This window comes from Pseudonocardia sp. D17 (genome assembly GCF_036984265.1).
Classification (GTDB): Bacteria; Actinomycetota; Actinomycetes; order Mycobacteriales; family Pseudonocardiaceae; genus Pseudonocardia; species Pseudonocardia benzenivorans.
The window spans coordinates 144,112-170,309 of the sequence record NZ_BPRG01000168.1 but is presented as its reverse complement, the minus strand read 5'-3'; the positions used below and the strand labels follow the sequence as shown (position 1 = coordinate 170,309).

The 26,198-nt window shown below is 74.0% G+C and carries 24 protein-coding genes; 8 read left to right on the top strand and 16 right to left on the bottom strand.

Annotated features, from left to right (window positions below; translation table 11 throughout):
* Positions 1-78: 78 nt before the first annotated feature.
* Together ppdK and PSD17_RS24495 are read right to left on the bottom strand one after the other, a co-directional pair.
* Complete coding sequence (gene ppdK / locus PSD17_RS24500) at positions 79-2,811, bottom strand: pyruvate, phosphate dikinase (protein ID WP_013676646.1); 2,733 nt, start codon at positions 2,809-2,811, stop codon at positions 79-81.
* A gap of 145 nt (positions 2,812-2,956) precedes the next feature.
* Positions 2,957-4,390: a protein adenylyltransferase SelO gene (locus PSD17_RS24495; protein WP_339124678.1), complete on the bottom strand. Its 1,434-nt coding sequence runs from the start codon at positions 4,388-4,390 to the stop codon at positions 2,957-2,959.
* 81 nt (positions 4,391-4,471) lie between these two features.
* On the opposite strand from PSD17_RS24495, the gene PSD17_RS24490 reads away from it, so the two are divergent.
* Positions 4,472-5,131 (top strand): TMEM175 family protein, encoded by a 660-nt coding sequence (locus PSD17_RS24490; RefSeq protein WP_013676644.1) that lies wholly within the window; start codon positions 4,472-4,474, stop codon positions 5,129-5,131.
* A gap of 45 nt (positions 5,132-5,176) precedes the next feature.
* Here PSD17_RS24490 and PSD17_RS24485 read toward each other — a convergent pair whose 3' ends face one another.
* Positions 5,177-6,124 (bottom strand): acyl-CoA desaturase, encoded by a 948-nt coding sequence (locus PSD17_RS24485; RefSeq protein ID WP_013676643.1) that lies wholly within the window; start codon positions 6,122-6,124, stop codon positions 5,177-5,179.
* A gap of 66 nt (positions 6,125-6,190) precedes the next feature.
* The gene (locus PSD17_RS24480) at positions 6,191-6,391 is read right to left on the bottom strand and encodes a cold-shock protein (RefSeq protein WP_339124677.1); all 201 of its coding nucleotides are present in this window, start codon (positions 6,389-6,391) and stop codon (positions 6,191-6,193) included.
* A 267-nt stretch (positions 6,392-6,658) separates the two neighbouring features.
* Here PSD17_RS24480 and PSD17_RS24475 point away from each other — a divergent pair, with 267 nt between their 5' ends.
* Entirely contained in the window at positions 6,659-7,315 is a 657-nt protein-coding gene (locus PSD17_RS24475) for a TetR/AcrR family transcriptional regulator C-terminal domain-containing protein (protein WP_243743710.1), read from the top strand.
* A gap of 23 nt (positions 7,316-7,338) precedes the next feature.
* Here PSD17_RS24475 and PSD17_RS24470 read toward each other — a convergent pair whose 3' ends face one another.
* On the bottom strand, positions 7,339-8,043 hold the full coding sequence (locus tag PSD17_RS24470; protein WP_339124676.1) for a DUF4097 family beta strand repeat-containing protein: 705 nt from the start codon (positions 8,041-8,043) through the stop codon (positions 7,339-7,341).
* A 233-nt stretch (positions 8,044-8,276) separates the two neighbouring features.
* Complete coding sequence (glnA, locus tag PSD17_RS24465) at positions 8,277-9,698, bottom strand: type I glutamate--ammonia ligase (protein WP_013676639.1); 1,422 nt, start codon at positions 9,696-9,698, stop codon at positions 8,277-8,279.
* Positions 9,699-9,880: 182 nt separating this feature from the next.
* On the opposite strand from glnA, the gene PSD17_RS24460 reads away from it, so the two are divergent.
* Positions 9,881-10,354 carry an RDD family protein gene (locus tag PSD17_RS24460; protein WP_339124675.1) on the top strand — a complete coding sequence of 158 codons (474 nt, stop codon included), beginning with the start codon at positions 9,881-9,883 and terminating at the stop codon, positions 10,352-10,354.
* 60 nt (positions 10,355-10,414) lie between these two features.
* On the opposite strand, the gene PSD17_RS24455 is transcribed toward PSD17_RS24460, so the two are convergent.
* Positions 10,415-11,149, bottom strand: coding sequence for a DUF4191 domain-containing protein (locus PSD17_RS24455; RefSeq protein ID WP_339124674.1), 735 nt, complete (start codon positions 11,147-11,149; stop codon positions 10,415-10,417).
* Positions 11,150-11,166: 17 nt separating this feature from the next.
* The gene (lipA, locus tag PSD17_RS24450) at positions 11,167-12,171 is read right to left on the bottom strand and encodes a lipoyl synthase (RefSeq protein ID WP_339124673.1); all 1,005 of its coding nucleotides are present in this window, start codon (positions 12,169-12,171) and stop codon (positions 11,167-11,169) included.
* A 155-nt stretch (positions 12,172-12,326) separates the two neighbouring features.
* On the opposite strand from lipA, the gene PSD17_RS24445 reads away from it, so the two are divergent.
* Both PSD17_RS24445 and PSD17_RS24440 read left to right on the top strand, forming a co-directional pair.
* On the top strand, positions 12,327-13,262 hold the full coding sequence (locus tag PSD17_RS24445; protein ID WP_339124672.1) for an LLM class F420-dependent oxidoreductase: 936 nt from the start codon (positions 12,327-12,329) through the stop codon (positions 13,260-13,262).
* 55 nt (positions 13,263-13,317) lie between these two features.
* Positions 13,318-14,001, top strand: coding sequence for an HdeD family acid-resistance protein (locus PSD17_RS24440; protein WP_234027969.1), 684 nt, complete (start codon positions 13,318-13,320; stop codon positions 13,999-14,001).
* A 37-nt stretch (positions 14,002-14,038) separates the two neighbouring features.
* On the opposite strand, the gene lipB is transcribed toward PSD17_RS24440, so the two are convergent.
* From lipB to lpdA, 4 genes are all read right to left on the bottom strand, one after another.
* Complete coding sequence (gene lipB, locus PSD17_RS24435) at positions 14,039-14,806, bottom strand: lipoyl(octanoyl) transferase LipB (RefSeq protein WP_106096883.1); 768 nt, start codon at positions 14,804-14,806, stop codon at positions 14,039-14,041.
* Positions 14,807-14,835: 29 nt separating this feature from the next.
* Positions 14,836-15,720 carry a TIGR01777 family oxidoreductase gene (locus PSD17_RS24430; RefSeq protein WP_339124671.1) on the bottom strand — a complete coding sequence of 295 codons (885 nt, stop codon included), beginning with the start codon at positions 15,718-15,720 and terminating at the stop codon, positions 14,836-14,838.
* Between the two features lie 81 nt (positions 15,721-15,801).
* Entirely contained in the window at positions 15,802-17,646 is a 1,845-nt protein-coding gene (gene sucB, locus PSD17_RS24425) for a 2-oxoglutarate dehydrogenase, E2 component, dihydrolipoamide succinyltransferase (RefSeq protein ID WP_339124670.1), read from the bottom strand.
* A gap of 55 nt (positions 17,647-17,701) precedes the next feature.
* Positions 17,702-19,096: a dihydrolipoyl dehydrogenase gene (gene lpdA, locus PSD17_RS24420; protein ID WP_103383447.1), complete on the bottom strand. Its 1,395-nt coding sequence runs from the start codon at positions 19,094-19,096 to the stop codon at positions 17,702-17,704.
* A 201-nt stretch (positions 19,097-19,297) separates the two neighbouring features.
* Here lpdA and PSD17_RS24415 point away from each other — a divergent pair, with 201 nt between their 5' ends.
* Positions 19,298-19,666, top strand: a complete 369-nt coding sequence (locus PSD17_RS24415; RefSeq protein WP_013676629.1) for a hypothetical protein — start codon at positions 19,298-19,300, stop codon at positions 19,664-19,666.
* 23 nt (positions 19,667-19,689) lie between these two features.
* Here PSD17_RS24415 and PSD17_RS24410 read toward each other — a convergent pair whose 3' ends face one another.
* On the bottom strand, positions 19,690-21,195 hold the full coding sequence (locus PSD17_RS24410) for a leucyl aminopeptidase (RefSeq protein ID WP_103383446.1): 1,506 nt from the start codon (positions 21,193-21,195) through the stop codon (positions 19,690-19,692).
* A 150-nt stretch (positions 21,196-21,345) separates the two neighbouring features.
* On the opposite strand from PSD17_RS24410, the gene PSD17_RS24405 reads away from it, so the two are divergent.
* Complete coding sequence (locus PSD17_RS24405; RefSeq protein WP_339124669.1) at positions 21,346-22,629, top strand: APC family permease; 1,284 nt, start codon at positions 21,346-21,348, stop codon at positions 22,627-22,629.
* 75 nt (positions 22,630-22,704) lie between these two features.
* A complete protein-coding gene (locus PSD17_RS24400; RefSeq protein ID WP_339124668.1) occupies positions 22,705-23,811 on the top strand; it encodes a branched-chain amino acid aminotransferase in 1,107 nt (368 codons plus the stop codon).
* A 22-nt stretch (positions 23,812-23,833) separates the two neighbouring features.
* Here the strand turns inward: PSD17_RS24400 and PSD17_RS24395 are convergent, their stop codons facing one another.
* Genes PSD17_RS24395 through PSD17_RS24385 form a run of 3 tightly spaced genes read right to left on the bottom strand, consistent with a single transcriptional unit; the run spans position 23,834 to position 26,198 of the window.
* Complete coding sequence (locus PSD17_RS24395; protein WP_013676625.1) at positions 23,834-24,604, bottom strand: adenosylcobinamide-GDP ribazoletransferase; 771 nt, start codon at positions 24,602-24,604, stop codon at positions 23,834-23,836.
* Entirely contained in the window at positions 24,601-25,656 is a 1,056-nt protein-coding gene (locus PSD17_RS24390; protein ID WP_013676624.1) for a nicotinate-nucleotide--dimethylbenzimidazole phosphoribosyltransferase, read from the bottom strand. The genes PSD17_RS24395 and PSD17_RS24390 overlap by 4 nt, the downstream gene beginning before the upstream one ends.
* 20 nt (positions 25,657-25,676) lie before the next feature.
* A complete protein-coding gene (locus PSD17_RS24385; protein ID WP_013676623.1) occupies positions 25,677-26,198 on the bottom strand; it encodes a bifunctional adenosylcobinamide kinase/adenosylcobinamide-phosphate guanylyltransferase in 522 nt (173 codons plus the stop codon).

The window sequence follows — 26,198 nt, the reverse complement described above, 5'->3', positions numbered from 1 at the left end:
GCGCAACCTGAGCGTCGTTGCGCGGGCGCCGGGCGACGCCGAGGGTGCCCCCCAGGGCCGCGGCCGACGCGGGACGGGCTAGAGCTCGCCGCCCACGGTGTCGTCGACCAGCGCCGCGCGGCCGGCCTCCAGCCGCGCCACCGGCACCCGGAAGGGCGAGCAGGACACGTAGTCGACCCCGGCGTAGTGGAAGAAGTGCACCGAGTCGGGGTCGCCGCCGTGCTCCCCGCAGACGCCGAGCTTGATCCCCGGCCGGGTCTCGCGGCCCTTCTCCACCGCGGTGCGGATCAGGGCGCCGACGCCGTCGCGGTCGAGCGACTCGAACGGCGACACCGTGAACACGCCCTTCTCCAGGTAGGCGGCGAAGATGGCGGCCTCGACGTCGTCGCGGGAGAAGCCCCAGGTCGTCTGGGTGAGGTCGTTGGTGCCGAAGGAGAAGAACTCGGCCGACTCCGCGATCCGGCGCGCGGTGAGCGCGGCCCGGGGCAGCTCGATCATCGTCCCGATCGGGATGTCGAGATCGACCCCCGCGGCAGCCTGCACGTCGGCGACGATGCCGTCGATCTCGTCGCGGATCAGGTGCAGCTCCATCACCGATCCGACGAGCGGGACCATGATCTCCACCCGCGGGTCGCCGCCGGCGAGCGCGCGCTCGGCCGCGGCCTCGGTGATCGCCCGGACCTGCATGCCGTAGAGCCCCGGGACCAGCAGCCCGAGCCGGACACCGCGGCGGCCGAGCATCGGGTTGGCCTCGTGCAGCCGCTCGACGGCGGCGAGCAGTCGCTCGTCGTCGGCGGAGACGCCGTCGCCGGTCGCCTTCGCGACGGCGACCTTGACCGCGAGCTCGGTGCGGTCGGGGAGGAACTCGTGCAGCGGCGGGTCGAGCAGCCGGATCGTCGTCGGCAGGCCGTCCATGGCCGTGAGCAGCTCGACGAAGTCGGCGCGCTGCAACGGCAGGAGCTCGGCGAGCGCGGCGTCGCGCGCCGGGGGGTCCTCGGCCAGGATCAGCCGCTCGATCAGCACCCGGCGGTCGCCGAGGAACATGTGCTCGGTGCGGCACAGCCCGATCCCCTGCGCGCCCAGCGACCGGGCGCGCGTCGCGTCCTCGGCGTTGTCGGCGTTGGCGCGCACGGCCAGCCGGCGGGTGCGGTCGGCGTGGCGCAGCAGCCGGTCGACGGCGCGGACCAGGTCCGCGGCCTCCTCGTCGACGCCCTCGAGGGCGGCGTCGAGCCCGCGCTCCAGGTAGGTGACGACGGGTGAGGGCACCACCGGCAGCTCGCCCGCGAATACCTCGCCGGTGGAGCCGTCGATGGAGAGCAGCTCTCCCTCGGCGATCGTCGTGCCGTTGACGCGCAGCACCTTCGCCTCGGCGTCGACGTCGATCTCCTCCGCGCCGCAGACGCAGGTGCGGCCCATGCCGCGGGCGACGACGGCCGCGTGCGAGGTCTTGCCGCCGCGGCTGGTGAGCACACCGGTCGCGGCGATCATGCCCTCGAGGTCGTCGGGGTTGGTCTCACGACGGACCAGCAGCACCCGGCGGCCCTCCGCGGCGCGGGCGACGGCGGTGGCGGAGTCGAACACGACCTCACCGACGGCCGCGCCCGGCGACGCGGCCATCGCCTTCGTGAGCAGCGTGCGGGGGGCGTCCGCGTCGAACTGCGGGAACATCAGCTGGGCCAGCTGATGCCCGGTGACCCGGGTGAGCGCCTCGTCGCGGGTGATGACCTGCTCGTCGACGAGCTGCGTCGCGATCCGGAACGCCGCGCCCGCGGTCCGCTTCCCGACGCGCGTCTGCAGCATCCACAGCTTGCCGCGCTCGACGGTGAACTCGATGTCGCACAGGTCGCGGTAGTGGGTCTCGAGGCGCCGCATGATGCGCGTGAGCTCGGCGTGCGACGCCGGATCGAGCCGGGCGAAGTCCTCGAGGGAGAGCGTGTTGCGGATGCCGGCGACGACGTCCTCGCCCTGGGCGTTGACCAGGTAGTCGCCGTAGACGCCTTGCTTGCCCGTCGCGGGGTCGCGGGTGAAGCAGACACCGGTGCCCGAGTCCTCGCCCATGTTGCCGAAGACCATCGCGCAGATGTTGACGGCCGTCCCGAGGTCGTGCGGGATGCGCTCGCGGCGCCGGTAGATGCGGGCGCGGTCGGTGTTCCAGGAGTCGAAGACGGCGCGCATCGCCATGTCGAGCTGCTCGCGCGGGTCCTGCGGGAAGTCGCGGCCGGTCGCGTCGGAGACGATGTCCTTGAAGTCCTCGACGAGGCCCTGCAGCGCGGCCGGGCTGAGCTCGACGTCGGTCGTCGCGCCCTCGCGGGTCTTCACGGCGTCGAGCCGGTCCTCGAACCGTTCCGACGGGATGTCCAGCACCGTGCGGCCGAACATCTGGATGAGCCGCCGGTAGGAGTCCCAGGCGAAGCGCTCGTCCTTGGCCGCCTCCGCGAGGCCCTTCACGGAGTAGTCGTTGAGCCCGACGTTGAGGACCGTCTCCATCATCCCGGGCATCGACACCTTGGCCCCGGAGCGGACGGAGACGAGCAGCGGGTCCTGGATGTCGCCGAGGCGCCTGCCCAGGCCGTCCTCGAGGCGGCGCAGCGCCATCGTGACCTGGACGCGCAGCGACTGCGGTTCCTCGCCGCGGTCGAGGTAGTGCCGGCACGCCTCGGTCGTGATGGTGAAGCCGGGCGGGACCGGCAGGCCCAGCCGCGTCATCTCCGCGAGGTTGGCGCCCTTGCCGCCCAGGAGGTCGGTCTGGCTGCGGTCACCGTCGGCGAAGTCGTAGACCAGCTGGGCGCGCTCGCGCATGGCCGTCGTCATGGAAAAACCCCCGGAGGTCCTGCGTCGTCGACATCGGGTCCGGTGCAGTACAACGGACGAACGACGACCACCACAACGCACCGGGTCGTGAATGTTGACACCCCGGTGGCCGTCCGCAGCGAGATCGTCTCGAAACGAGACGATCTCAGGTCCCGCAGTACGTGACGTGCGGAATCGATCCCGTGGGGGCCGGCCCGACGAGATCGTCGAGGCCCGGCCGCTGCTCGAAGGGCCGTGAGACGGCGTCGAGCAGCCGCTCGAACGGCGCCTGGTCACCGGCCTCGGCGGCGGCGAGCGCGGCGTCGACGCGGTCGTTGCGCGGGATGTAGAGCGGGTTGACGCGGTCCATGGCGGCGGCCACCCCCGCGCGGTCGGCCGGGAGCAGCGCCTCGCGCCGGGCGGCCCACGCGTCGAACCGGGCGCGGTCGAGGACGAGGTCGCGCGCCGTCCCCGCTGCGAGGGCCCGGAAGAACGTGGTGAAGTCGACGTGCTCGGCGTGCAGCAGGTCCATCAGGTCGGTGCCCAGCGCCACGTCCGGCGCCGCGATGCCGAGCTTGGCGGCCATCCCCGTCGCCCAGTACCGCTCGTAGGCGGCGGGGTAGCCGGCCAGCACGCCGTCGAGGGCGTCGGCCGCGTCGGGGCCGAGCAGCGGCGCGAGCGTCTCGCCGAACCGGGCGAGGTTCCACCGCAGGATCGACGGTTGCCTGCCGTAGGCGTAGCGGCCGGTGTCGTCGAGCGAGCTGAACACGGTGGCGGGGTCGACGGCGTCCATGAACGCGCACGGGCCGTAGTCGATCGTCTCGCCGGAGACCGTCGTGTTGTCGGTGCTCATCACGCCGTGGACGAACCCGACGAGCATCCAGCGCGCGACCAGCGCCGCCTGCGCGTCGACGACGCGGCGGAACAGCTCCAGGTAGGGCTGCGACGCGTCGGCGGCCGCCGGATGGTGCCGGGCGATCACGTGGTCGGCGAGCGCGCGCAGCATCTCGCGGTCGCCCGACGCCGCCGCGTACTCGAACGTCCCGATCCGCAGGTGGCTCGCCGCCACCCGGCAGAGCACCGCGCCGGGAAGCGACCGCTCGCGCCGGACCCGGGTCCCGGTGGCGACGACGGCCAGCGCCCGCGTCGTCGGGACACCCATGGCCTGCATGGCCTCGCCCATCAGGTACTCGCGCAGCATCGGCCCGACGGCTGCCATGCCGTCGAACCCGCGGGAGAACGGTGTCGCGCCCGTGCCCTTCAGGTGCAGGTCCCGGCGCCGGCCGCGGGTGTCGACGACCTCGCCGAGCAGCAGCGCGCGGCCGTCGCCCAGCCGGGGCCGGTACACCCCCCACTGATGGCCCGAGTAGACCAGCGCGCGGGTGGTCACCCCGTCGGGCAGCCCGTTCCCGACGAGCAGCGCCACCCCGGCCGGCTCGCGCAGACCGGCGGCGTCGACGCCCAGCTCGGCCGCGAGCGCGTCGTTGAGCACGAGCAGCTCGGGCGTCGCGACCTCCACCGCCTGCCACGGCAGCGACATCCCCGGTACGTCCCGCGCGTAGGAGTCGTCGAACGTGAACAGGGTCCGGGCTGCCGTCATGTCCCCGAGACTACGTATCCGGTGTCCATGGCCTGCGGTGATCGGCCAGGATGCCGGGAGAGGGGACCGAGGGAGGACGGCATGGCCACTGAGGTGTCCGGGGGCGGGGACGACACCGGGCAGGAGGACGACCTCGAGCGGGAGGGTGGCGTCGGGATGGGCCGGCTGCTGGCCTTCAGCGACGGCGTGTTCGCGATCGCGTTCACGATCCTGGTGCTCGACATCGTCGTCCCGGAGGGGTTGAGCGCGCAGGCGTTGAAGGCGGCGCTGGTGGAGCAGCTGCCGTCGATCTGGTCGGCCGTCCTGAGCTTCGCGGTGATCGGCCGGTTCTGGATCTCCCACCACCACATGCTCGGCCTCGTGCGCAGGCCCGACGCCGGTGTGCTCGTCCTGAACACCGCGCTGCTCGCGACGATCGCGATGATCCCCTACACGACGTCGCTGCTGGCCGAGTACGGCGACGAGACCGTCGCGGTGGTCGTGTACTCGGCGACGGTCGCGGCCACCGCCGGACTGCAGCTGGTGCTGCTGTGGTGGGCGGTGCGGCGACGCCTGCTGGAGCCGCGGACGTCGCGCAACGAGCTCGTCGACACCGTGGGTGGGCTCACGGGCGCGGTGCTGGCGTTCGTCGTCGCGATCCCCGTCGCCTTCGCCTCGCCGACGGCCGGCGAGCTGTGCTGGCTGCTCGCGTTCGTCCCGGTGGGACCGATCATGCGGCGGTGGTCGCGCACGGACGGCTGATCCGCGGGCGACCACCGGCGACGGGCGGGACGGCGCGTCGGCGGCTCAGGCCGGGGTGCGGGCGAGGCGCTGCAGGCGGACCGGGGTCGGCCAGCGGACCGAGTCGGCCCAGCCCAGCTTCTCGAACACCCAGATGACCCGGGCGGAGATGTCGATCTGTCCGCGGCGTACCCCGTGGCGCGCACAGGTCGGGTCCGCGTGGTGGAGGTTGTGCCAGGACTCACCCATGGACAGGACGGCCAGCGGCCACACGTTCGTCGACCGGTCGCGGCTGGTGAAGGGGCGGTCGCCCATGACGTGGCAGATCGAGTTGATCGACCAGGTCACGTGGTGCAGGACGGCGACCCGGACGAGGCTCGCCCAGACGAACGCCGTGGCGGCGCCCCACCAGGACATGCTGATGAGACCGCCGAGCAGGGCGGGCGCGAGCAGGCTGGCCAGGGTGAGCAGGCCGAAGCTGCGGCTGATCCGGGAGATGTCGCGGTCGGCGACGAGGTCGGGGGCGAACCGGTCGGCGTTGGTGCGGGCCGGCTCGAACAGCCAGCCGACGTGCGACCACCACAGGCCCCGGACGAGCGCCGCGGGCGTGGTGCCGAAGCGCCACGGCGAGTGCGGGTCGCCCTCCTTGTCGGAGAACGCGTGGTGGCGGCGGTGGTCGGCCACCCAGGTGAGTACGTCACCCTGCAGCGCGAGACTGCCGGCGACGGCGAGCGCGATCCGCAGCGGACGCTTGGCGCTGAACGAGCGATGGGTGAACAGACGGTGGAAGCCGACGGTGACGCCCAGCGCCGACACGAGGTAGAACCCCACGGCCAGGCCGACGTCGGTCCAGGTGAGGCCCCGCCCCCAGGCCAGGGGGACGGCGGCGACGAGCGCGAGCATCGGCACGATGACCGCGACGTACACGAGGCCGACCTCGCCGCGGTGGCGGCGCCCGTCGAGCACAGGTTTCGGGCCGCTGCCCGTGGGGGCGGGCGCGGTCAGAGTCGTCACAGCGGAGGGTCCTCCTCGGTATGGGGGCATGGGGCGGTGTCGGGAGCGGGGCCGGGGGCCGGCTGGTCAGGATTGCCACACGCCGGTGGCATGCGGCCCGTCGGGGCCCTCGACGACGGTGAACGTCACGCGGTCGCCCGGGCGCAGGCTCTGCTGCCCGCCCCCGTCGATCTGCGCTCCGGAGACGGAGACCTCGGTGCCGTCGTCGAGGGTGATGACACCGATGCGACGGCGCGGATCGAACCACGTCACGGTTCCGTCGACCATGCCGCCTCCGCGCTCGAAATGTGCCTGGCGTAGCGCTACGGTGTAGATCTACGTCGTAGACGCTACGCTGTAGCGGCGAGCTGTCAAGTTGGAGCACGGGGGGCTCGACGCGGAGAGTCACGGGGCAGAGTCACGGGGCATGGGGGGACGATGGAGGCCAGGGGAACGGCGGAGGGGGACGAGGCCGCCTCGTCCGGGGCCGGGGGCGGGCGGACGCTGCGGCGGGCCGCCCTCGACCGTCGGACGGTGCTCGTGGAGGCCCTCCGCATGATCGACGCGGATGGCGTCGAGGCACTGTCGATGCGCCGCCTCGGCCGCGCTCTCGGCCGCGACCCGATGCGGCTCTACCGGTTCGCCGCCAGCAAGGACGAGCTGCTCGACGGTGTCGTCGAGCTCGTGCTGGCGGATCTGCAGGTGCCGAGAGCGGTCGACGGGGCGGACTGGGACGTCGTCCTGCGCCGCTGCGCCCACAGCTTCCGCGCCATCGCGCTCGCCCACCCGCACGTCGTGCCGCTCCTGGTCACCCGCCCGCTGGCCACGCCCCTGGGGCTGCGCCCGATCGCCACGCTGCGCCCGCTCGAGGCGATCGTCGACCTGCTCGTGGGCGCCGGGTTCGACCCCAAGGGTGCGCTGCACGGCTACCGGCTGTTCACGGGGTTCCTGCACGGTCACGTGCTCAACGAGGTCCAGGAGCAGGTGGCCGACCCCGACGAGACCGACGACCTGCTCCGGCTCGGCCTGCACCGGCTACCGGCGCGTGACTTCCCACGGCTGCGGGCGCTCGCGCACGAGCTCGCCGCCTACGACGGGGCCGCCGAGCTCGACGAGGGCCTCGACATCCTCGTCACCGGCCTGCGCCACCAGCTCTCCGCCGGGCTGCGGTCCGGCCCCGCCCACCGGGCGGGCGGGGCCGGCGCCTCCTGAGCCGCGGCGCGGCGGCGCACGGGTCAGGCGGAGGCGAGCTCGATCGCTCCGCTCACCGTCGTCGCGGTGAGCGTCCGGGGAGCGGCCGGGTCGTCGACGACACGGACGCCGACGTCGCCGGACACGCTGCGCGTGCTCACGCGGTAGCCGGCGGGCGGCACGGCAAGGTGCACGTCACCGGAGACGGTGCGGGCGTGCACGTCGTCGGGCACGACGGCGAACCCGGCCCGGATCGGCCCGTCGACGGTCGTCGCCGCGAAGCGCGGCGTCCACAGCCCCCTGGCGTCGATCGCGCCGTCGACCGTCCGGACGCTCACCGCGGTCCCGGCGGGCACGGCGACCTGCTGTTCGGTCTCGCAGCCGAGGTGGAAGGACGGGCAGTCCGACCGCAGCGTCAGCACGCCGTCGGCGACCGCCGTGGTGAGGACCGGCTCGTCGCCGGGGGAGAAGTGGCGGACCGTCGTGGCGACGACGTCCGGGCCCTCCGCCGGGCGGAGCCCGACGGTGCCCGAGTCGACCTCGACGACGATCTCGCGGACGCCGGCGAACGTGCGGCTGACGGTGTCCTGCTGCAGCGACCGGGCGGTGGAGACGCCCAGCGCGACGGCCGCGACGGTCACGCCGACGACGAGGACGACGACGGCGCCGATGACGAGGGCGAGCCGGGCGCCGCGCCGACCGGAGCGGGGTGGCGGGGCGGCGGGGACGGGTGTGCGTGTCGGTGGCATGCGGCGAGGGTCCGCCGGCACGTGCCGCCGCGGCACCGGGCGGGCCCCGCGACAGGGGCAGGGTTTTCCCTCGTCGGAGCCGGGTCCCGGAGGCCCGTACGGACGGGCCACCCCGACGACGGACCCCTGGAACGACGGGGGCCCGGCACCCACGCGAGGTGAGGTGCCGGGCCGACGCGGGCGTCGATCCCACGACCCGGGCGCGTCAGGCGCAGCCCGGACCGCTCAGTGGATCAGACGTCGTAGTACAGGGCGAACTCGTACGGGTGCGGGCGCAGGCGGAGCGGGTCGATCTCCGTCTCGCGCTTGTAGGAGATCCACGTCTCGATCAGGTCGGACGTGAAGACGCCACCCTCGAGCAGGTACTCGTGGTCGGCCTCGAGCCGGTCGATGACCGCGCCCAGGCTGCCCGGGACCTGCGGGATGTCCTTGGCCTCCTCGGGCGGGAGCTCGTAGAGGTCCTTGTCGATGGGCGCCGGCGGCTCGATCTTGTTCTTGATGCCGTCGAGGCCTGCCATCAGCATCGCCGAGAAGGCCAGGTACGGGTTGCCCGACGAGTCGGGGCAGCGGAACTCGATGCGCTTGGCCTTCGGGTTGTTGCCCGAGAGCGGGATGCGGATGCAGGCCGAGCGGTTGCGCGCGGAGTACACCAGGTTGACCGGCGCCTCGAAGCCCGGGACCAGGCGGTGGTAGGAGTTCACCGTCGGGTTGGTGAAGGCCAGCAGCGACGGCGCGTGGTGGAGCAGGCCGCCGATGTAGTAACGCGCGGTGTCGGACAGGCCGCCGTAGCCGGACTCGTCGTGGAAGAGCGGCTGGCCGTCCTTCCACAGCGACTGGTGCACGTGCATGCCGGAGCCGTTGTCACCGAACAGCGGCTTGGGCATGAAGGTGGCCGTCTTGCCGTGCTGCCACGCCGTGTTCTTGACGATGTACTTGAACAGCATGATGTCGTCGGCGGCGTGGAGCAGGGTGTTGAACTTGTAGTTGATCTCCGCCTGACCCGCGGTGCCCACCTCGTGATGCTCGCGCTCCACGTCGAAGCCCATCGCGGTCATCGTCGAGACGATGTCGGCGCGCAGGTCCGCGTAGTGGTCGACCGGCGGGACGGGGAAGTAGCCGCCCTTGTAGTTGACCTTGTAGCCGAGGTTGCCGCCCTCCTCCTCGCGGCCGGTGTTCCACCAGCCCTCGGAGGAGTCGATGTGGTGGAACGTCTCGTGCGGGCTCGACGCGAAGCGGATCGAGTCGAAGATGTAGAACTCGGCCTCCGGGGCCATGTACGCGGTGTCCGCGATGCCCGAGGCGTTGAGGTACTCCTGCGCCTTGCGGGCGATGTTGCGCGGGTCGCGGCTGTAGGGCTCGCCGGTGATCGGGTCGTGCACGAAGAAGTTGATGTTCAGCGTCTTGTGCTTGCGGAACGGGTCCAGCCGGGCGGTCGCCGTGTCGGCGAACAGCGCCATGTCCGACTCGTTGATCGCCTGGAAGCCGCGGACGGACGAGCCGTCGAACGCGGCACCGTCCTGGAGCAGGTCGGCGGCGGTGGTGGCGGGGACGGTGAGGTGCTGCATGACGCCGGGCAGGTCGCAGAACCTGATGTCGACGTACTCGACCTTCTCGTCCGAGATGTACTTGAGTACCTCTTCGGAGTTGCTGAACACGCTCACTCGCTCCTTCGATGGGGCCGGGTTGATCGGCGGAGTCCGCGATGACCCGCATGGATCGGCTGAAATCGTCGTTGACGCTATGGCGGCGGTGTTGCCCGGCCGTCACCCTCGCGTTTCACCGAGGTTAACGGCCGGACCTGGGACTGACCTCACAACGCCCGCCTACGCTAAGGGGCATGAGCCGCTGGATCGACTCCTGGATGCCGGGATCACCCGCCGGATCCGACGACGCCGCCCCGCGTACGCCGCCCGGCGAGAAGTTCGGCCTGCCTGCGACGGGGGTGGGGTCGGTGGCCGGTTTCTGGCGCCGTGCCGGGGGTGTCACGATCGACTGGCTGCTGGGCTACCTCGTCTCGCTGCTGTTCGTCGGCGCGAGCTCGTTCGACCGCGGCTCGACGTTCGGCTGGACGATCTGGCTGGTCTGGTTCGCCATCACGGCGCTGTCGGTGGCGGTGTTCGGCTCGACGCCGGGCATGGGCGCGCTGGGCATGCGGGCGGCTCCCGTCGACGGCAAGGTGCTCGTCGGCATTCCGCGTGCCGTGGTCCGCACGCTGCTGCTCGGCGTCGTCATCCCGCCGTTGATCCGCGACGAGGACGGCCGCGGCCTGCACGACCGGGCGGCGAAGACGATCGTCATCCGTACCCGGTGACACGCGTCCCGACGGGGACAACCTGACCCGGGACGGGCCGGAGAGCGAGGCGGACGCCGGTCAGCGCCGCCGGACCGTGCGCTGCACGCTGCGCATCTTGGCGCCCTGCGGCAGCGGGCCCTTGGGCATCGCGGCGGTGCCGGTGCGCGTGCCGAGGGCGGCCAGCCGCGTCTCGAGCGAGTCCATCTGCTTGCGGTCGATGTTGCGCGGCAGCTTGCGCAGGTGGGTGTGCAGCTTCGACAGCGGCACCTCGTTGTCGCCGTTGCCGACGACGATGTCGTAGATCGGCGTGTTGCCCACGACGCGGGCGGTGCGCTTCTTCTCCTGCGCGAGCAGCGGGCGAACCCGGTGCGGGCTGCCCTCGCCGACGAGGATGACGCCGGGCAGGCCGATGACCCGGTGCACCGCGTCGAGGTGGGTGTTGCCGCTGACGCTGCTGGTGACCCGCCACTGGCCGCGCAGATTGTCCAGCGCCCAGCCCGCGGCCCCGGGCTGGCCCTCTGCCTTGCCGTAGACGGTGCGCTGCACCCGGCGGCCGAAGATGCTGACGGCCCCGAGCGCGCCCACCGCGATGCCCAGCGGCAGCGTGAACCACTGCAGGTGCCAGAACAGCCCGATGACGAACCCGAGCGCGCCACCGAGCACGACCGCGCCCACCATGAGCGGGATGAGCAGCTTGTCCTCGCGGCGCTGCATCTTGAACGCCTCGAAGATCTGGGAACGTCGCTGCTTGGATGCGGCGCGACGCTCGCGCTTCGCCGCGCTCCTCGCCGCCTTGTCGGGCTTACCGGCCATGGGGGCCAGGATACGTCTTAACTCCCGGCGAGCAGGGACCGAGCCTCCTGCGCGGCAGCGCCCTCGCTCGCGAGGTGGGCGAGGTTCGGGGAGAGCTCCTCACCGCGGGCCGCGACTGTCTGGGCGTAGAGCCGCCCGGCGCGGTAGGACGAGCGCACCAGCGGCCCGGCCATCACCCCGGCGAAGCCGATCCGCTCGGCGGTCTCGGCGTGCTCCACGAACTCCTCGGGCTTGACCCAGCGCTCGACGGGGTGGTGCCGGGCCGAGGGACGCAGGTACTGGGTGATCGTGATGATCTCGCAGCCGGCCTCGTGCAGGTCGGCCAGCGCGGCGGTGACCTCGTCGGGGGTCTCGCCCATGCCCAGGATGAGGTTGGACTTGGTGACCAGGCCGGCCGTCCGGGCCTTGGTGATGACCTGCAGCGAGCGGTCGTAGCGGAACGCCGGGCGGATGCGCTTGAAGATCCGCGGGACGGTCTCGAGGTTGTGCGCCAGCACCTCGGGGCGGGCGTCGAAGACCTCGGTGAGCTGGGCGTCGGTGTTGGTGAAGTCGGGGATCAGCAGCTCGACGCCGGTGCCGGGGTTGAGCGCGTGGATCTGGCGGACCGTCTCGGCGTAGAGCCAGGCGCCGCCGTCGGGCAGGTCGTCGCGCGCGACGCCGGTGACGGTCGAGTAGCGCAGGCCCATCTGGGCGACGGACTCGGCGACCCGGCGGGGCTCGTCGCGGTCGAGCTCGGCGGGCTTGCCGGTGTCGATCTGGCAGAAGTCGCAGCGTCGCGTGCACTGCTCGCCGCCGATGAGGAACGTGGCCTCGCGGTCCTCCCAGCACTCGTAGATGTTGGGACAGCCGGCTTCCTCGCAGACGGTGTGCAGGCCGCCGGTGCGGACCAGACCCTTGAGCTCGGTGTACTGCGGGCCGGTGCGGGTACGGGTGCGGATCCACGACGGCTTGCGCTCGATCGGGGTCTCGCTGTTGCGGACCTCGAGACGGAGCAGCTTGCGACCTTCGGGTGCGATCGTCACGCCCGCAAGGTTACGCCGCGCGATCTCGGCACGGCGCTGCCGTGAGTGCTGCCCTGAGTGCTGCCCTGAGTGCTGCCCGGAGCTGCACGGACGACCACGGACCGTCGCGCGGACGGCCTCGGCGGCCCGCGCCGCGCGGGGCTAGCGTTGACGCCGTGGACTTCCGGATCTTCACCGAGCCGCAGCAGGGTGCCGACTACGACGACCTGCTGCGCGTCGCGCGGGCCGCCGAGGACGCCGGCTACGACGCCTTCTTCCGCTCCGACCACTACCTCGCCATGGGCGACGTCAGCGGTGAGCCCGGCCCGACCGACGCCTGGATCACGCTCGCCGGCCTCGCGAGGGAGACCTCGCGCATCCGGCTCGGGACGCTGGTCACCGCCGCGACGTTCCGCCACCCCGGCCCGCTGGCGATCTCGGTGTCGCAGGTCGACCGGATGTCCGGCGGGCGCGTCGAGCTGGGCCTGGGCACCGGCTGGTTCGAGGCCGAGCACCTCGCCTACGGGCTGGAGTTCCCGTCGCTCGGGGAGCGCTTCGACCGCTTCGCCGAGCAGCTCGCGGTCGTCACCGGGCTGTGGGAGACGTTGCCCGGAGACCGGTTCTCCTTCTCCGGCAAGCACTACACCGTCGTCGACTCGCCCGCGCTGCCCAAGCCGGTGCAGCAGCCCCGCCCGCCGGTCGTCATCGGTGGCCGCGGCGCCACCCGGACGCCCGCTCTCGCGGCCCGCTACGCCGACGAGTTCAACGTGCCCTTCGCGGCCCCGGACCTCGTCTCGACGCAGTTCGAGCGGGTGGCGGCGGCCTGCGCCGAGATCGACCGGGATCCCGGTGAGATCGTGCGGTCCATCGCGCTGACCGTCTGCGTCGGGCGGACCGACGCCGAGGTCGCCGCGCGGGCGCTGACGATCGGGCGCGACGAGGCGCAGGTGCGTGCCGAGGGGCTCGCGGGCTCGCCCGCCGAGGCGGTCGACCGGCTCGGGCGGTGGCGCGAGCAGACCGGGATCTCCCGTGTCTACCTACAGCTGCTCGACCTGAACGACCTCGACCAGATCGAGCTCGTCGCGACGGAGGTCGTGCCCCAGCTGGGGTGAGCGGTCCCCTTTCGGGGGCTGGCCCGGCGGGCGCGGTCGGGTACGTTCTGCTCGCATGACGGTCCCTGGATCCAGCGCTGTGTCCGGTGTGGAGTCGATCGCGCGCGGCGTGTGGTGGCTCGTGCTGCTCAGGGGGATCCTGGGGATCCTCTTCGGACTCATCCTGTTGTTCACGCCCGGCACGGCGCTGCTCGCGCTCGTGTTCGTGTTCGGCATCTACGCGGTGCTCGACGGCGTCACCGCCGTCGTCGCCGGCATCCGGCACCGGTCCCAGGACAACCACTGGGGCTGGCACGTCGTGCAGGGCGTGATCTCGGTCGCGGCGGGCATCGTCGCGTTCGTGTGGCCCGGCGTGACGGTGCTGGCGATCCTGTTCGTGATCGCGTTCTGGAGCATCGTCAACGGCATCGCCCAGATCTCCGAGTCGCTGGCGATGCGCCGCAACGGGTCCACGACCTGGGGCTGGATGCTCGCGGCCGGGATCCTGAGCATCGTGTTCGGCATCCTGCTGCTGGTGTGGCCGAAGATCGGTCTCGTCAGCCTGCTGTGGATCGCCGGGATCTACGCACTCGTGTTCGGCATCGTCGTCGTGGTCTGGGCGTTCCGGCTCCGGTCGGCGATCAGCGCGGTCGCCGGGAGCGGGACGGCGCCGGCAGCCGGGGACACGGGCCCGGCGGCCGCCGGCGGCGCGTCGCCCGACACACCGCCCCCGGCCGGGAGCGGGAACCCCGAGCGGTAAACCGCCGCACCGCTCGGGCGGGGTCGACCGGGGACGGTCAGCGCAGCCGGGGGTCCAGCCGCAGGTCGATGCCGGCGGGCGCCGCCGGTCGTTCGACGACGTGCTCGACGACCGGGAGGGTGCCCTCCAGCGCGGCGAGGACGGCGTCGTGGGCGAGGCCGCGGACCTCCGCGACCGACACCCGCCGGCCCAGCTCCAGCGACAGCGACGTGACGCCCGCGTCGCTGATCCCGCACGGGACGATCTTGTCGAAGGCGGAGAGGTCGGCGTCGCAGTTGACGGAGAACCCGTGCAGGGTGACCCCGCCCTGGACGCGGACGCCGATCGCGGCCACCTTGCGCTCAGGACGGCCGCCCTCGGCGGGCAGCCACACCCCGCTGCGGCCGGCGACGCGGCCGGCGGAGGTCAGACCGAGCTGGTGGCAGACCCGGATCAGGGCCTCCTCCAGCCGGCGCACGTAGTCGACGACGTCGAGCGGCTCGGTCAGCGCGATGATCGGGTAGCCGACGAGCTGGCCCGGGCCGTGCCAGGTGATCAGGCCGCCGCGGTCGACGTCGATGACCGGGGTGCCGTCGGTGGGCCGGTCGGACGGGCGCGTCCGCTTGCCCGCGGTGTACACCGAGTCGTGCTCCAGCAGCATCAGCACGTCGGGGCCGGTGCCCTCGCGGCGGGCCGCGGCGTGCTCGCGCTGGCGGTCCCACGCCTCGAGGTAGCCGATCCGCTCGATGACCTCGGTCTGCACGGGACCCGTGCCGGCGCGGCAGCTGCGGGTGGTGGTGGGGACCGAGATCAGCGTGTCGGACATGGCCCCACAGTACGTCAGCGGACGGTCCGTCAGACCGCCGCGGCGAGGGCCTCGGTCACTGTCTCGTGGCGGTGCCGGAAGCCCGCGTCGAGCAGTGCCTTCGGCACGGCCCGCTGCCCGAACAGCAGCATCTCCTCGCCCATCTCGCCGAGCACGGAGCGGATCACGACGGCCGGCACGGCGAACGGCGCCGGGCGCCCGAGGGCCTTGGCGAGCGTGCGCGTCAGCTCCCGGTTGGTGACGGGCGTCGGCCCGGTGACGTTGACGGGCCCGGACAGCTCCGGGTGCTCGATCGCGAACACGATCGCGCCGACCTCGTCGTCGAGGGAGACCCACGACATGTACTGCCGCCCGGTGCCCAGCCGGGCGCCGAGACAGAGCCGCCACACCACCTTCATCGGAGCGAGCAGCCCACCCGACCGCGACAGCACCAGCCCGGTGCGCAGCAGCACCACGCGTGCGCCCGCCTCGGACGCGGGCGCGGTGGCCGCCTCCCAGTCACGGCAGACGTCGGCGAGGAAGCCGCCACCCGACGGCGCGGACTCGGTGACGGCGCGGTCGCCCGCGTCGCCGTAGTAGCCGACGGCCGACCCGCTGACCAGCGTCGGGACGCCGTGCTCGGCGACGGCGCGGGCGAGCACCTCGGTCGGGACGTTGCGGCTGTCGCGGATCGCCTGCTTGCGCGAACCGCTCCAGGGGCGGTCGCCGATCCCGACCCCGCCCAGGTTGACCACGGCGTCGGCACCGTCGAACGTGCCGTCGTCGATGCGGCCGGCGGGTGGGTCCCAGCCGCGCTCGTCGGGGGCCGACGGAGCCCGCCGCACGAGCCGTACGACGTCGTGCCCGGCCGCGCGCAACGCGGACACCAGGCTGGTACCGATGAGACCGGACGAACCGGCGACGACCACGCGCACGCCCGTGATCCTTCCCGAGCCCACCGCGGCCCGCGACCGGAGCGGCCCGGCGCCCGCCGGGGGCCGCCGGACCGTCGATGCCTACAGGCCCAGGTCGGACTCGAACGCGCCCTCCTCGAGGCGGGCCTTGACGGCGCTGACGAAGCGGCCGGCGTCGGCACCGTCGACGAGGCGGTGGTCGTAGGTCAGCGGCAGGTAGCAGACCGAGCGGATGGCGATGACGTCCTCGCCGTCCGCGCCCGCGACGACCTTGGGCTCCTTGACGATCGCCCCGGTGCCCAGGATCGCGACCTGCGGCTGGTTGATGATCGGGGTGTCGAACAGGGCGCCCGCGCTGCCGATGTTGGTGATCGTGAACGTGCCGCCGGACAGCTCGTCGGGACCGATCTTGTTGGCCCGGGTGCGGGCGGCCACGTCGGCGATGTGCCGGGCCAGGCCCGCGATGTTGAGCTCCTCGGCGTTCTTGATCACCGGGACGAGCAGGCCGCGGGGGGTGTCGACCGCGATCGCCAGGTGCACGGCGCCGTGGTAGGTCACCTCCTTGGTCTCCTCGTTGATCGACGCGTTGACCTGCGGGAACGCCCGCAGCGCCTCGATGGTGGCCTTGGCGAAGAACGGCAGGTACGTGAGCTTGACGCCCTCGCGGGCCTCGAACTCGGCCTTCGCCGCGGCGCGCAGCCTGGCGACGCGGGTGACGTCGACCTCCTGCACCGTCGTCAGCTGGGCCGAGACGGCGAGCGACTCGCGCATCCGCTGCGCGATGACCTGGCGCAGCCGCGGCATCTTGACGGTGGTGCCCGGCTGGGGCGCGCCGTCGGCACGCTGCGGGACCGCCGTCGGGGTGCGCGGCGCGCCGCTCGCGGCCGGCTGTGCGGGAGCGGCGGGGGCGGCCGGGACCGGCGCGGGAGCCGCCGGGGCGGCCTTCTCCGCGGCCTTCTCGGCGGCGGCCAGCACGTCCTGCTTGCGGATGCGGCCGCCGACGCCGCTGCCCTGCAGCGTCGCCAGGTCGACGTCGTTCTCCGCGGCGAGCTTGCGCACGAGTGGGGTCACGTAGGGGATGCGGTCGCCACCGGCCGCATCGCCGTTGTCGCTCCCGTTGCTGCTGCTCGCGGCCGGTTCGCTCTGCCGGGGCGCGTCCTGCGTCGCGGCCGGCTCGGGCTCCGCCGGGGCGGCCTGCTGCGCCGGGGCCTGCTGCGCGGGCTCCTCCGCCTTCGTCTCCTGTGCGGGGGCCCCCTGCGGCTTCTCGGCGGGAGCGGACGGGGCGGCAGCGGCGGCCGAGCCGTCGCCGATCAGGGCGAGCTGCGCACCCACCTCGACCGTCTCGTCCTCGCCGACGGTGATCTCCAGCAGGGTTCCCGCGAGCGGCGAGGGGATCTCGGTGTCGACCTTGTCGGTCGAGATCTCCACGAGCGGCTCGTCGACCTCGACGGTGTCGCCGACCTGCTTGAGCCAGCGGGTGACCGTGCCCTCGGTGACGCTCTCGCCCAGCTCCGGCATCGAGACGGGGGACCCGCCGCCGGAGCCGCCCGAGCCCGACCCGGACGACGCGGCCGCCGGCTCCGGCTCGGCCGTCGCGGCGGGCTCGGCCTGCGCGGCCGGCTCGGGCTCGGGCTCGGCGGCGGGCTCGGGCTCGGCCTGCGCGGTGCCCGCGCCGCCGCCGGAGTCGGACCCGCCACCGGCCGCCTCGTCGGCGTCACCGATCACAGCCAGCTCGGCGCCGACCTCGACGGTCTCGTCCTCGGCGGCGACGATGCGCTGCAGGACGCCGGCCGCGGGCGACGGGATCTCGGTGTCGACCTTGTCGGTCGAGACCTCCAGCAGTGGCTCGTCGACCTCGACCCGGTCGCCCTCCTGCTTGAGCCAGCGGGTGACCGTGCCCTCGGTGACGCTCTCACCGAGGGCGGGCATCTGGACGGAGAAGGCCATGGCGGGTCGGAGCTCCTCTTGTGCGTGTCGCGTCGTGTGCGGGTGTCGGCAGCCGTCAGCCGTGGGTGTGCAGCGGCTTGCCGGCGAGGGCGAGGTGGGCCTCGCCGAGTGCTTCGTTCTGGGTCGGGTGGGCGTGGATCAGCGCGGCGACGTCCTCGGCCTGAGCATCCCAGTTGTAGATCAGCTGCGCCTCCCCGATCAGCTCACCCACCCGGGCGCCGACCATGTGCAGCCCGACGACCGGGCCCGGGGTGCCGGCGGGGCCGGCCTTGACCAGCTTGATCGCGCCCGACGTCTGCAGGATCTGGGACTTGCCGTTGCCGCCGAGGTCGTAGGTCAGCGTCTGCACCTCGCCGTGGCGCTCGCGGGCCTGCTCCTCGGTCAGCCCGACCGAGGCGACCTCCGGCTCGCAGTAGGTGACCCGCGGGATGCCGGCCTCGTCGATCGGGGCGGGAGCGAGGCCGGCGATGTCCTCGGCGACGAAGATGCCCTGCGCGAACCCGCGGTGGGCCAGCTGCAGGCCGGGGACGATGTCGCCGACGGCGTAGACGCCGTCCAGGTTGGTGCGCAGGCGGTCGTCAGTGAGGACGAAGCCGCGCTCCATCCGGACCCCGGCCTCCTCGTATCCGTGGCCGGTGGTGTTGGGGCCGCGGCCGACGGCGACGAGCAGCAGGTCGGCCTCGATCTCCTCGCCGGACTCGAGGCTGACGGTCACCCCGTTGTCGTCCTGCTTGGCGCCGGTGAACCGGACCCCGGTCTTGAAGGCGATCTTGCGCTTGCGGAACGCGCGCTCGAGGAGCTTCGAGGAGAACTCGTCCTCGTTGGGGACCAGCCGCGGCAGCGCCTCGACGACGGTGACCTCCGCCCCGAACGACCGCCACACGCTGGCGAACTCGACCCCGATCACGCCGCCGCCGAGCACGACGACCCGTTTCGGGGCCTCCTCGAGGGTCAGCGCCTGGTCGGAGGTGATGATCCGGCCGCCGATCTCGAGGTCGGGGAGGCTGCGTGCGTAGGACCCCGTCGCGAGCACGACGTTGCGGCCCACGTAGCGGTCCACCGCGCCGTCGACGGCCACGTCGACCGCGTTGGGCGCGACGAACGTGCCCGTGCCCTGCACCAGCTCGATCCTGCGGGACTTCACCAGCCCCTGCAGTCCCTTGTAGAGCCTGCCGACGACACCGTCCTTGTAGGAGTTGACGCCGGCCATGTCGACACCGTCGAACGTGGACCGGACACCGATCTTGGAGCCCTCGGCCGCGGCGTCGGCGACCTCGGCGGCGTGCAGCAGGGCCTTGGTCGGGATGCAGCCGCGGTGCAGGCACGTGCCGCCCAGCTTGTCCTTCTCGACCAGCACGACGGACATGCCCAGCTCGGCGGCGCGCAGCGCGGCGGCGTAGCCGCCGGACCCTCCTCCGAGAACGACCAGGTCGGCGTTGCGCTCGGACACGTTCGGCTCCTCCTCGAGGTGCTGGGCGCGGGTCTCGCGCCACAGGCGCGCTCATCTTGTCATTCGGCGACGCCGCGGTGGGGGCAGGGCCGCCGGGAGAAAATCACCGCCCCGCTCCGTTGGACGCGTGAGGCAGCACAGCGGCGGCGTGATCCGGGCCCGCGAGGGCGGGCGCCGGGGCCGTCGGGCGGAGGTGACGCGATGGGCCTGGTCAACAGGCTGCGGGGGGCGCGGCGCGTGCGCGGGGGCCGGCACATCCCGGAGGCGGAGGAAGCACATCTGCGGGCGTGGGCGGCGGCCCACCACGGCGTCGAGGCGTTCGTCGAGCCGAGGACCACTGTGACCGACACGACCGTGGTGATGGTCGCCTCCGACGGTTCCTGGACGCGGCGGCGGGTCGCCGGCCCGCAGGCCGCCCGCAAGCTGGGGCGGTCGCTGCGGATCCCGGTCTACGACGTGCAGCTCGTCGGCTACCCGCAGCGGATGCGCGACCACGACGCCCGCGAGCGGGTGCTGCGCGAGCGTCGCCGCCGTGCCGACCTGCAGGATCGCGACGACCCGCAGCGGTGACCGCCGGGCGTTCTCAGCCGTTCTCAGCCGTTCTCGGCGATGTCGGTGAGCAGCGCCCACAGCGTGCGGACGGGCACGCCGGTGCCGCCCTTGCCGGTGTAGCCCCACGCGCCGCCGGTGTTGAACGCCGGGCCCGCGATGTCGACGTGCGCCCACTGGAGCCCTTCGGGCACGAACTCGCCCAGGAAGATCCCGGCCGCGAGCATGCCGCCCCACCGGGCGCCGGTGACGTTGGCGAGGTCGGCGATCCGCGAGTCGAGTTCCGGGCGCAGGTGCTCGGGCAGCGGCATCGCCCAGCCGCCCTCGCCGGTGGTCCGGGCGTGCGCGGCGACGCGGTCGCGGAACGCGTCGGAGCCCATGATCCCGGCGGTGCGGGTGCCGAGCGCGACCATCTGCGCGCCGGTCAGCGTCGAGGTCTCGACGAGGTAGTCGGGGTCGTCCTCGGCGGCGCGGACGATCGCGTCGGCCAGGATCAGCCGGCCCTCGGCGTCGGTGTTGAGCACCTCGACGGTCTTGCCGCCGTACATCCGCAGCACGTCGCCGGGGCGGTAGGCGGTGTCGCTGGGCATGTTCTCGGCCATCGGCACGGTCGCGGTGACCGCGACGGGCAGGTCGAGCCGGGCGGCGAGCACCGTCGTCGCGACGACGGCCGCGGCGCCGGACATGTCCGAGGTCATGTGGTCCATGCCCGCAGCGGGCTTGATCGAGATGCCGCCGGTGTCGAACGTGATCCCCTTGCCGACGAGGGCGACCTTCGCCCGGGGCGAGTCGCCGCCCGCCCAGGACAGCCGCACCAGCCGCGGCTTGCGCGACGAGCCCTGCCCGACACCGAGGATGCCGCCGTAGCCGCCTTCGGCGAGCGCGGCGTCGTCGAGCACCTCGACCTCGAGCCCGGCCGCCTCGCCCAGCTCGCGGGCCCGGCGCGCGAACGAGTCGGGGAACAGGTCGTTGGGCGGGGTGTTGACGAGGTCGCGCGCGGTGGCGACGGCGCCCGCGACGGCCGCGGCGGTCGTCGCCGTCTCCTCGGCGCCGTCGGTGTCGGGACCGGCCAGCAACGTGATCTTCCCGACGGGACGCGTACCGCCGTCGCCGCCGCGGTACTCCTGGAACGTGTACGCCCCGAGCAGCGCGCCCTCCGCGGCGGCCGCGAGGTCGATCGCGCCCAGGGTGCTCGCGACGTGCCCGGTGCCCGCCAGCGTGCGGCTCACCGCCCCCGCAGCCCGGCGCACCTGCTCGGCGTCGGGCGCCCCGTCCGCGCCGGGCCTGCCCAGCCCGACCCCGACGACGACGGGTGCGGCGACGGCCCCGCGCGCGGCCAGCCGCACGACCTCCTCGGCCTTGCCCGTCGCCCCGACGAGCGCCAGCTCGGTGACGAGCTCGTCGCCGTCGCCGAACGCGGCCGCGACGGCCTCGGCACCCGCGGCGAGCGACGGTCCGGCGTCGCCGGACCCGGGCAGCAGCCCGACGACGACGGCGTCGGCCTCGACCTCGGCGGCGGAGGCGGTGCTGGTGCGCAGTTCGGTGGTCACGGGGCTCCTTGTCGCGAGAGAGGGGCCGACCGGGTGCCGGGCCGGCGACGGTGCCGCGGCCCGCACGTGGGGCGACGTGAGACCGCTTCGAAATGCTAATGACACCTCGACGGGGCCCGGCCGGACGGGCCCGGATGCAAGGCTGTGGGCGTGTTGTCGTCTCTGACCCGGCGCCTCGGAACCGCCGACGCGGTCGCCCTCGGTCTGGCGGCGATGCTGGGCGCCGGTGTCTTCGCGGTGTTCTCCCCGGCCGCGGCTGCGGCGGGGCGGTGGCTGCTGCTCGCGGTGGCCCTCGCAGCGGTCACCGCACTGTGCAACGCGGCGTCCGCGGCCGATCTCGCGGTCGCGCACCCGGAGAGCGGCGGCGGGCACGTCTACACGCGCGAGCAGCTCTCGCCGGGGGTCGGCCGGCTCGCCGGGGTGGCGTCACTCGTCGGCAAGGTGTCCTCGGCCGCCGCGGCGGCGGGGGTGTTCGGCACGTACGTGCTGCCCGCGCAGCCGTTGATCTGCGCGGTCGTGGTGATCGCGGTGGTGGGTGCGCTCACGGTGTCGGGCGTGCGCTGGTCGCCGGGCACCGCGTGGCTGCTCGTCGGCGGCACCCTGGCGGTGCTCGCGGTGGTGGTCGTCGTCGGGCTGCTGGGCCCCGGTGGGTCGACGGGCGTGTCCGCGTCCCCGGTCGGCGACACCCCGGTCCCGGTGCAGGTGATCACGGGGCCCGTCGGCGTCGTGACGGCCGCCGGGCTCGTCTTCTTCGCGTTCGCCGGGTACTCGCGCGTCGCGACGATCGGCGAGGAGCTGCGCGATCCCGAGCGTTCCCTGCGCCGCTCCATGGTCATCGTCTTCACGATCCTCACGCTCACCTACGTGGCGGTGGCGGGCGCGCTGCTCGTCGGGCTGGGCGCCGACCGGGTCGCGGCCGAGCACGCGCCGCTGGTCGCGCTGGTCGACACCGGGCAGGCGCCGGCACTCGGTGTGCTGGTCCGGATCGGGGCGGCCGTGGCGTCGGGCGCCGCGCTGCTGTCGGTGCTGGTCGTGACCGGCCGGACGATGCGGGAGATGGCCTCGCAGGGCGAGCTGCCGCGGGTGTTCACCAAGGTCGGCAGCCGGTCGACGCCGTGGGTCGCCGACCTCGCGGGCGCGGTGCTGGCCCTCGTCGTGGCGCTGTTCGCGGGACCGGTCGCGGCGATCACGCTGTCCGCGTGCGCGACGCTCGTGCACTACGCGCTGATCGACGTCGCGGCGCTGCGGCTGCCGCGGGCCCGCCGGCACTGGCCGGCCTGGCTCTCCGCGCTCGGCCTCGTGCTCTGCGTCGGGCTGGCGGTGCTGCTGCCGCTGCCGACGGTGCTGGTCACCGCCGCGGCGCTCGCCGGTGGCTGGGTGCTGTGCACGATGGTCGCGCAGTGGTCGGCGCGGCCCCGGCCGTCCGGCGACTGACCGGGCGCCGCCGTCCGGCGACCGGGTGTTCGGACACGCGATGGGCAGGCTTGCCCGGCGGGTTACCGTTCTGCCATGAGCGCGACGGCCTTCACCCGCACCATGAACCCCGCCCCGGTGTCCGACGAGCGCCGGGCGGAGATCCTGGCCGACCCCGGGTTCGGCCGGTTCTTCACCGACCACATGGTCACCGTGCGGTGGACCGAGACCCGTGGCTGGCACGACCCGGCCGTCGTCCCCTACGGCCCGCTCTCGTTCGACCCCGCCTCGATGGTGCTGCACTACGGCCAGGAGATCTTCGAGGGGCTCAAGGCCTACCGCCAGCCCGACGGGTCCGTCGCGTCGTTTCGGCCCGAGGCCAACGCCGCCCGGTTCCGCGCGTCGGCGGCCCGGATGGCGATGGCCGAGCTGCCCGACGAGCTGTTCCTCGCGTCGTTGCGCGAGCTGATGGCCGTCGACCACGCGTGGGTGCCCGAGGCCGGCACCGAGGACTCGCTCTACCTGCGGCCGTTCATGCTCGCCACCGAGGTCGGGCTGGGGGTGCGGCCGTCCGCGGAGTACCTCTACGCGCTGATCGCCGCCCCCGCAGGCCCGTACTTCACCGGCGGGGTGAAGCCCGTCGACGTCTGGCTCTCGACCGACTACACGCGCGCGGCCCTCGGCGGCACGGGTGGCGCGAAGTGCGGCGGCAACTACGCGGCGTCGCTGCTGCCGCAGGCCCAGGGCGCGGCCCACGGCTGTGCGCAGGTCGCCTACCTCGACGCCGAGGAGCGTCGCTGGGTCGACGAGATGGGCTCGAACAACCTGTTCTTCGTCATCGGCTCGGGCGACCACGCCGAGATCGTCACGCCCTCGCTGACCGGGAGCATCCTCGCCGGCATCACCCGCGACTCGCTGCTGGTGCTGGCCAAGGAGATCGGCTGCGAGGTCACCGAGCGCCGGATCTCCGGCGACGAGTGGCTGCAGGGGTCCGCCGACGGGACGATCACCGAGGTGTTCGGCTGCGGGACCGCCGCGGTGATCACGCCGATCGGCAAGGTCAAGCACCCCGGTGGCGAGGTCGTCGTCGGCAACGGCGAGCCGGGCCCGGTCACGCTGCAGCTGCGCAAGCTGCTCACCGACATCCAGCGCGGCGTCGCGCCGGACACCCACTCCTGGATGACGACGCTGTACCGCGCCTGACACGCCCGTCCGATCAGCCCGATCAGAGCGCGGCGGAGAGCACGACGAGCACGGCGGTGACGCCGAGCTCGGACGCGGCGCCGAGCACGTCGCCGGTCATGCCGCCGAACCGCCGGCGGGTGTGCGCCGAGAGCCCCACGACGAGCACCGCCGCCGCCGCGACGCCCAGCACCCCCGGCCACCGGGCCGGGACGAGCAGCGCCGCGGCCGCCGCGAGCAGCACCCACCAGGCGGCGGCCACCCACCACGGCTGGGAGCCCGCGACGGACGCGCCCAGCCCGCCCGGTCGGGCCGCCGGCACCCCGCGGCGCGCGCACCAGGCGAAACCCGCCCGGCCCGTCGCCGCGGCGAGCGCACCGGCCGCCGTCGCGACGGCCGGGCCCAGCGGCGCCACCGCGGCCAGCGCGGCGGCCTGCGCCCCGAGCGCGACGAGCAGCGTCACCACCGCGAACGGGCCGGCGCCGCCGTCGCGCATGACGGCCAGCGCCCGCTCCGGCGGGCCGTAGCAGCCGAGTCCGTCGGCGGTGTCGGCGAGCCCGTCGACGTGCATGCCCCGCGTCGCCAGCACCCCCGCGGCCACGCCGAGCAGGCCGGCGACGAGCGTCGGCACCCCGGCGGCGACCAGGCCCCAGGCGAGCGCCCCCGACACCGCGCCGACCAGTGCGCCGACGACCGGCGCCCACCGGATCGCCGCCGCGGCGACCCCGGCGGCGGGAGCGCTCCCGGTGCCGGCGCGGACCGGCAGCACCGTCAGCCACGACAGGGCGAGCGCGAGCCCGCGCCAGGCGGTCACGTGCCGGTCGCCGCCGAGGCCCGGGGCGCGGTGTCGGCCAGCAGCCTGGCGGCCATCTGCAGCATCGGGACGACGGCCAGCGCACCCGTGCCGTCGCCCAGCCGGATCCCGAGGTCGAGCACGGGCTCGAGGGCCAGCCGTTCGAGCAGCGGGCCGACGGCGGGCTCGGGGGAGCGCTGCCCGGCCAGCCACCACCGGCGCGCACCCGGCGCGAGCTGCTCGGCGAGCAGCGCGGCGGTGGTGACGACGAGCCCGTCGAGCAGGACCGGCGTCCGCCGCAGCGAGGCCTGCAGCAGGAACCCCGTGAGCACGGCGATGTCCGCGCCGCCGGCGGTGCGCAGCAGCCCGACCGGGTCGCGGCGCACGGGCCGGGTCCGGCGCAGCGCGTCGCGCACCGCGGCCGCCTTGCGCATCCACGTGTTGTCGTCGATCCCGCTCCCGCGCCCGACGACGGCGACCGGCTCGATCCCGGTGACGGCCGCGACGAGCGTCGACGCGGCGGTCGTCGCGCCGACCCCGAGCGAGCCCGGGACCAGCAGGTCCGCGCCCGCGTCGACCTCCTCGTCGGCGAGCGCCCGGCCGATGCGCAGCGCGGCGTCGGTTTCGTCCTCGGTCAGCGCGTCCTCGACGTCGATGCGCCCGCTGCCGCGGCGCACCCGATAGCGCGGCTCGGCGGCGTCCGGGGCGCCCGGGTCGTCGAGCCCGGCGTCGACGATCCGCACCGACGCCGACGCCACCGGCGCGACGACCGCCGCCGGCATCGTCCGGTCGCGTGCGGCCGTGACCTGCAGTGCCGTCGTCCCGGCCGGGTAGGCGGACACGGCGGCGGCCGCGATCCCGTGGTCGGCGGCGACGACGACGACCCGCGGGCGCAGCGGCGCGTGCGGCGGGCAGGTGCCCTGCACCGACGCGAGCCAGCACCCCAGCTCGGCGAGCCGGCCCAGCCCCCCGACGGCGACGGCGAGCGCGTCGTGGCGCGCGACGGCCTCGCGGCGCGCCTCGACGCTCGGCTCGGGCACGGTCGGCAGGTCCTCGACGGCAGAGTTGACCACGCCGTCTTCCTACCGGGCCGTCATTTCAGCCGGAGCGGCAGCCCGGCCACGAGCAGCACGACGTCGTCGCACACCGCGGCGAGCGCCGAGTTCAGCGCACCGAGCTCGTCGCGGAAGAGTCGGCCGGCGCGGGTCTCCGGGACGACCCCGAGCCCGACCTCCGCCGAGACCAGCACCGCGCGGCCCGGGCTCGTGGCGACGGCGCCGACCAGCGCCTCGACCGCGGCCCCGACCTGCCCCGGGGTCGCGGGAGCGGTCCAGGCCCCCGCGTCGTCGAGGACACCGGTCAGCCAGGTCGCCATGTCGTCGACGAGCAGCGTCGCGGGCCGGGAGAGCTCGGCGACGAGGTCGGGGTCCTCGACCGTCGTCCAGTGCGCGGGCCGCCGGTCGCGGTGCGCGGCGATGCGCGCGTCCCAGTCGGCGTCGCCCGGGATGCGCCGGGCCGTCGCGCAGTAGCGGACGGGCACGCCCGCGGGCAGCAGCGCCTCGGCGTGCGCCGACTTGCCCGACCGGGTGCCTCCGAGGACCAGCGTGGCGGACAC

Bases quoted from the DNA above. Each gene is read 5' to 3' on its own strand.
- PSD17_RS24440 (WP_234027969.1), top strand. From the start codon at position 13,318: ATGACGGTCCCTGGATCCAGCGCTGTGTCCGGTGTGGAGTCGATCGCG.
- lipB (WP_106096883.1), bottom strand. From the start codon at position 14,806: ATGTCCGACACGCTGATCTCGGTCCCCACCACCACCCGCAGCTGCCGC.
- PSD17_RS24495 (WP_339124678.1), bottom strand. From the start codon at position 4,390: ATGACGGCAGCCCGGACCCTGTTCACGTTCGACGACTCCTACGCGCGG.
- PSD17_RS24475 (WP_243743710.1), top strand. From the start codon at position 6,659: ATGATCGACGCGGATGGCGTCGAGGCACTGTCGATGCGCCGCCTCGGC.
- PSD17_RS24400 (WP_339124668.1), top strand. From the start codon at position 22,705: ATGAGCGCGACGGCCTTCACCCGCACCATGAACCCCGCCCCGGTGTCC.
- PSD17_RS24460 (WP_339124675.1), top strand. From the start codon at position 9,881: ATGAGCCGCTGGATCGACTCCTGGATGCCGGGATCACCCGCCGGATCC.
- PSD17_RS24455 (WP_339124674.1), bottom strand. From the start codon at position 11,149: ATGGCCGGTAAGCCCGACAAGGCGGCGAGGAGCGCGGCGAAGCGCGAG.
- sucB (WP_339124670.1), bottom strand. From the start codon at position 17,646: ATGGCCTTCTCCGTCCAGATGCCCGCCCTCGGTGAGAGCGTCACCGAG.
- PSD17_RS24415 (WP_013676629.1), top strand. From the start codon at position 19,298: ATGGGCCTGGTCAACAGGCTGCGGGGGGCGCGGCGCGTGCGCGGGGGC.
- PSD17_RS24480 (WP_339124677.1), bottom strand. From the start codon at position 6,391: ATGGTCGACGGAACCGTGACGTGGTTCGATCCGCGCCGTCGCATCGGT.
- ppdK (WP_013676646.1), bottom strand. From the start codon at position 2,811: ATGACGACGGCCATGCGCGAGCGCGCCCAGCTGGTCTACGACTTCGCC.
- PSD17_RS24490 (WP_013676644.1), top strand. From the start codon at position 4,472: ATGGCCACTGAGGTGTCCGGGGGCGGGGACGACACCGGGCAGGAGGAC.
- PSD17_RS24470 (WP_339124676.1), bottom strand. From the start codon at position 8,043: ATGCCACCGACACGCACACCCGTCCCCGCCGCCCCGCCACCCCGCTCC.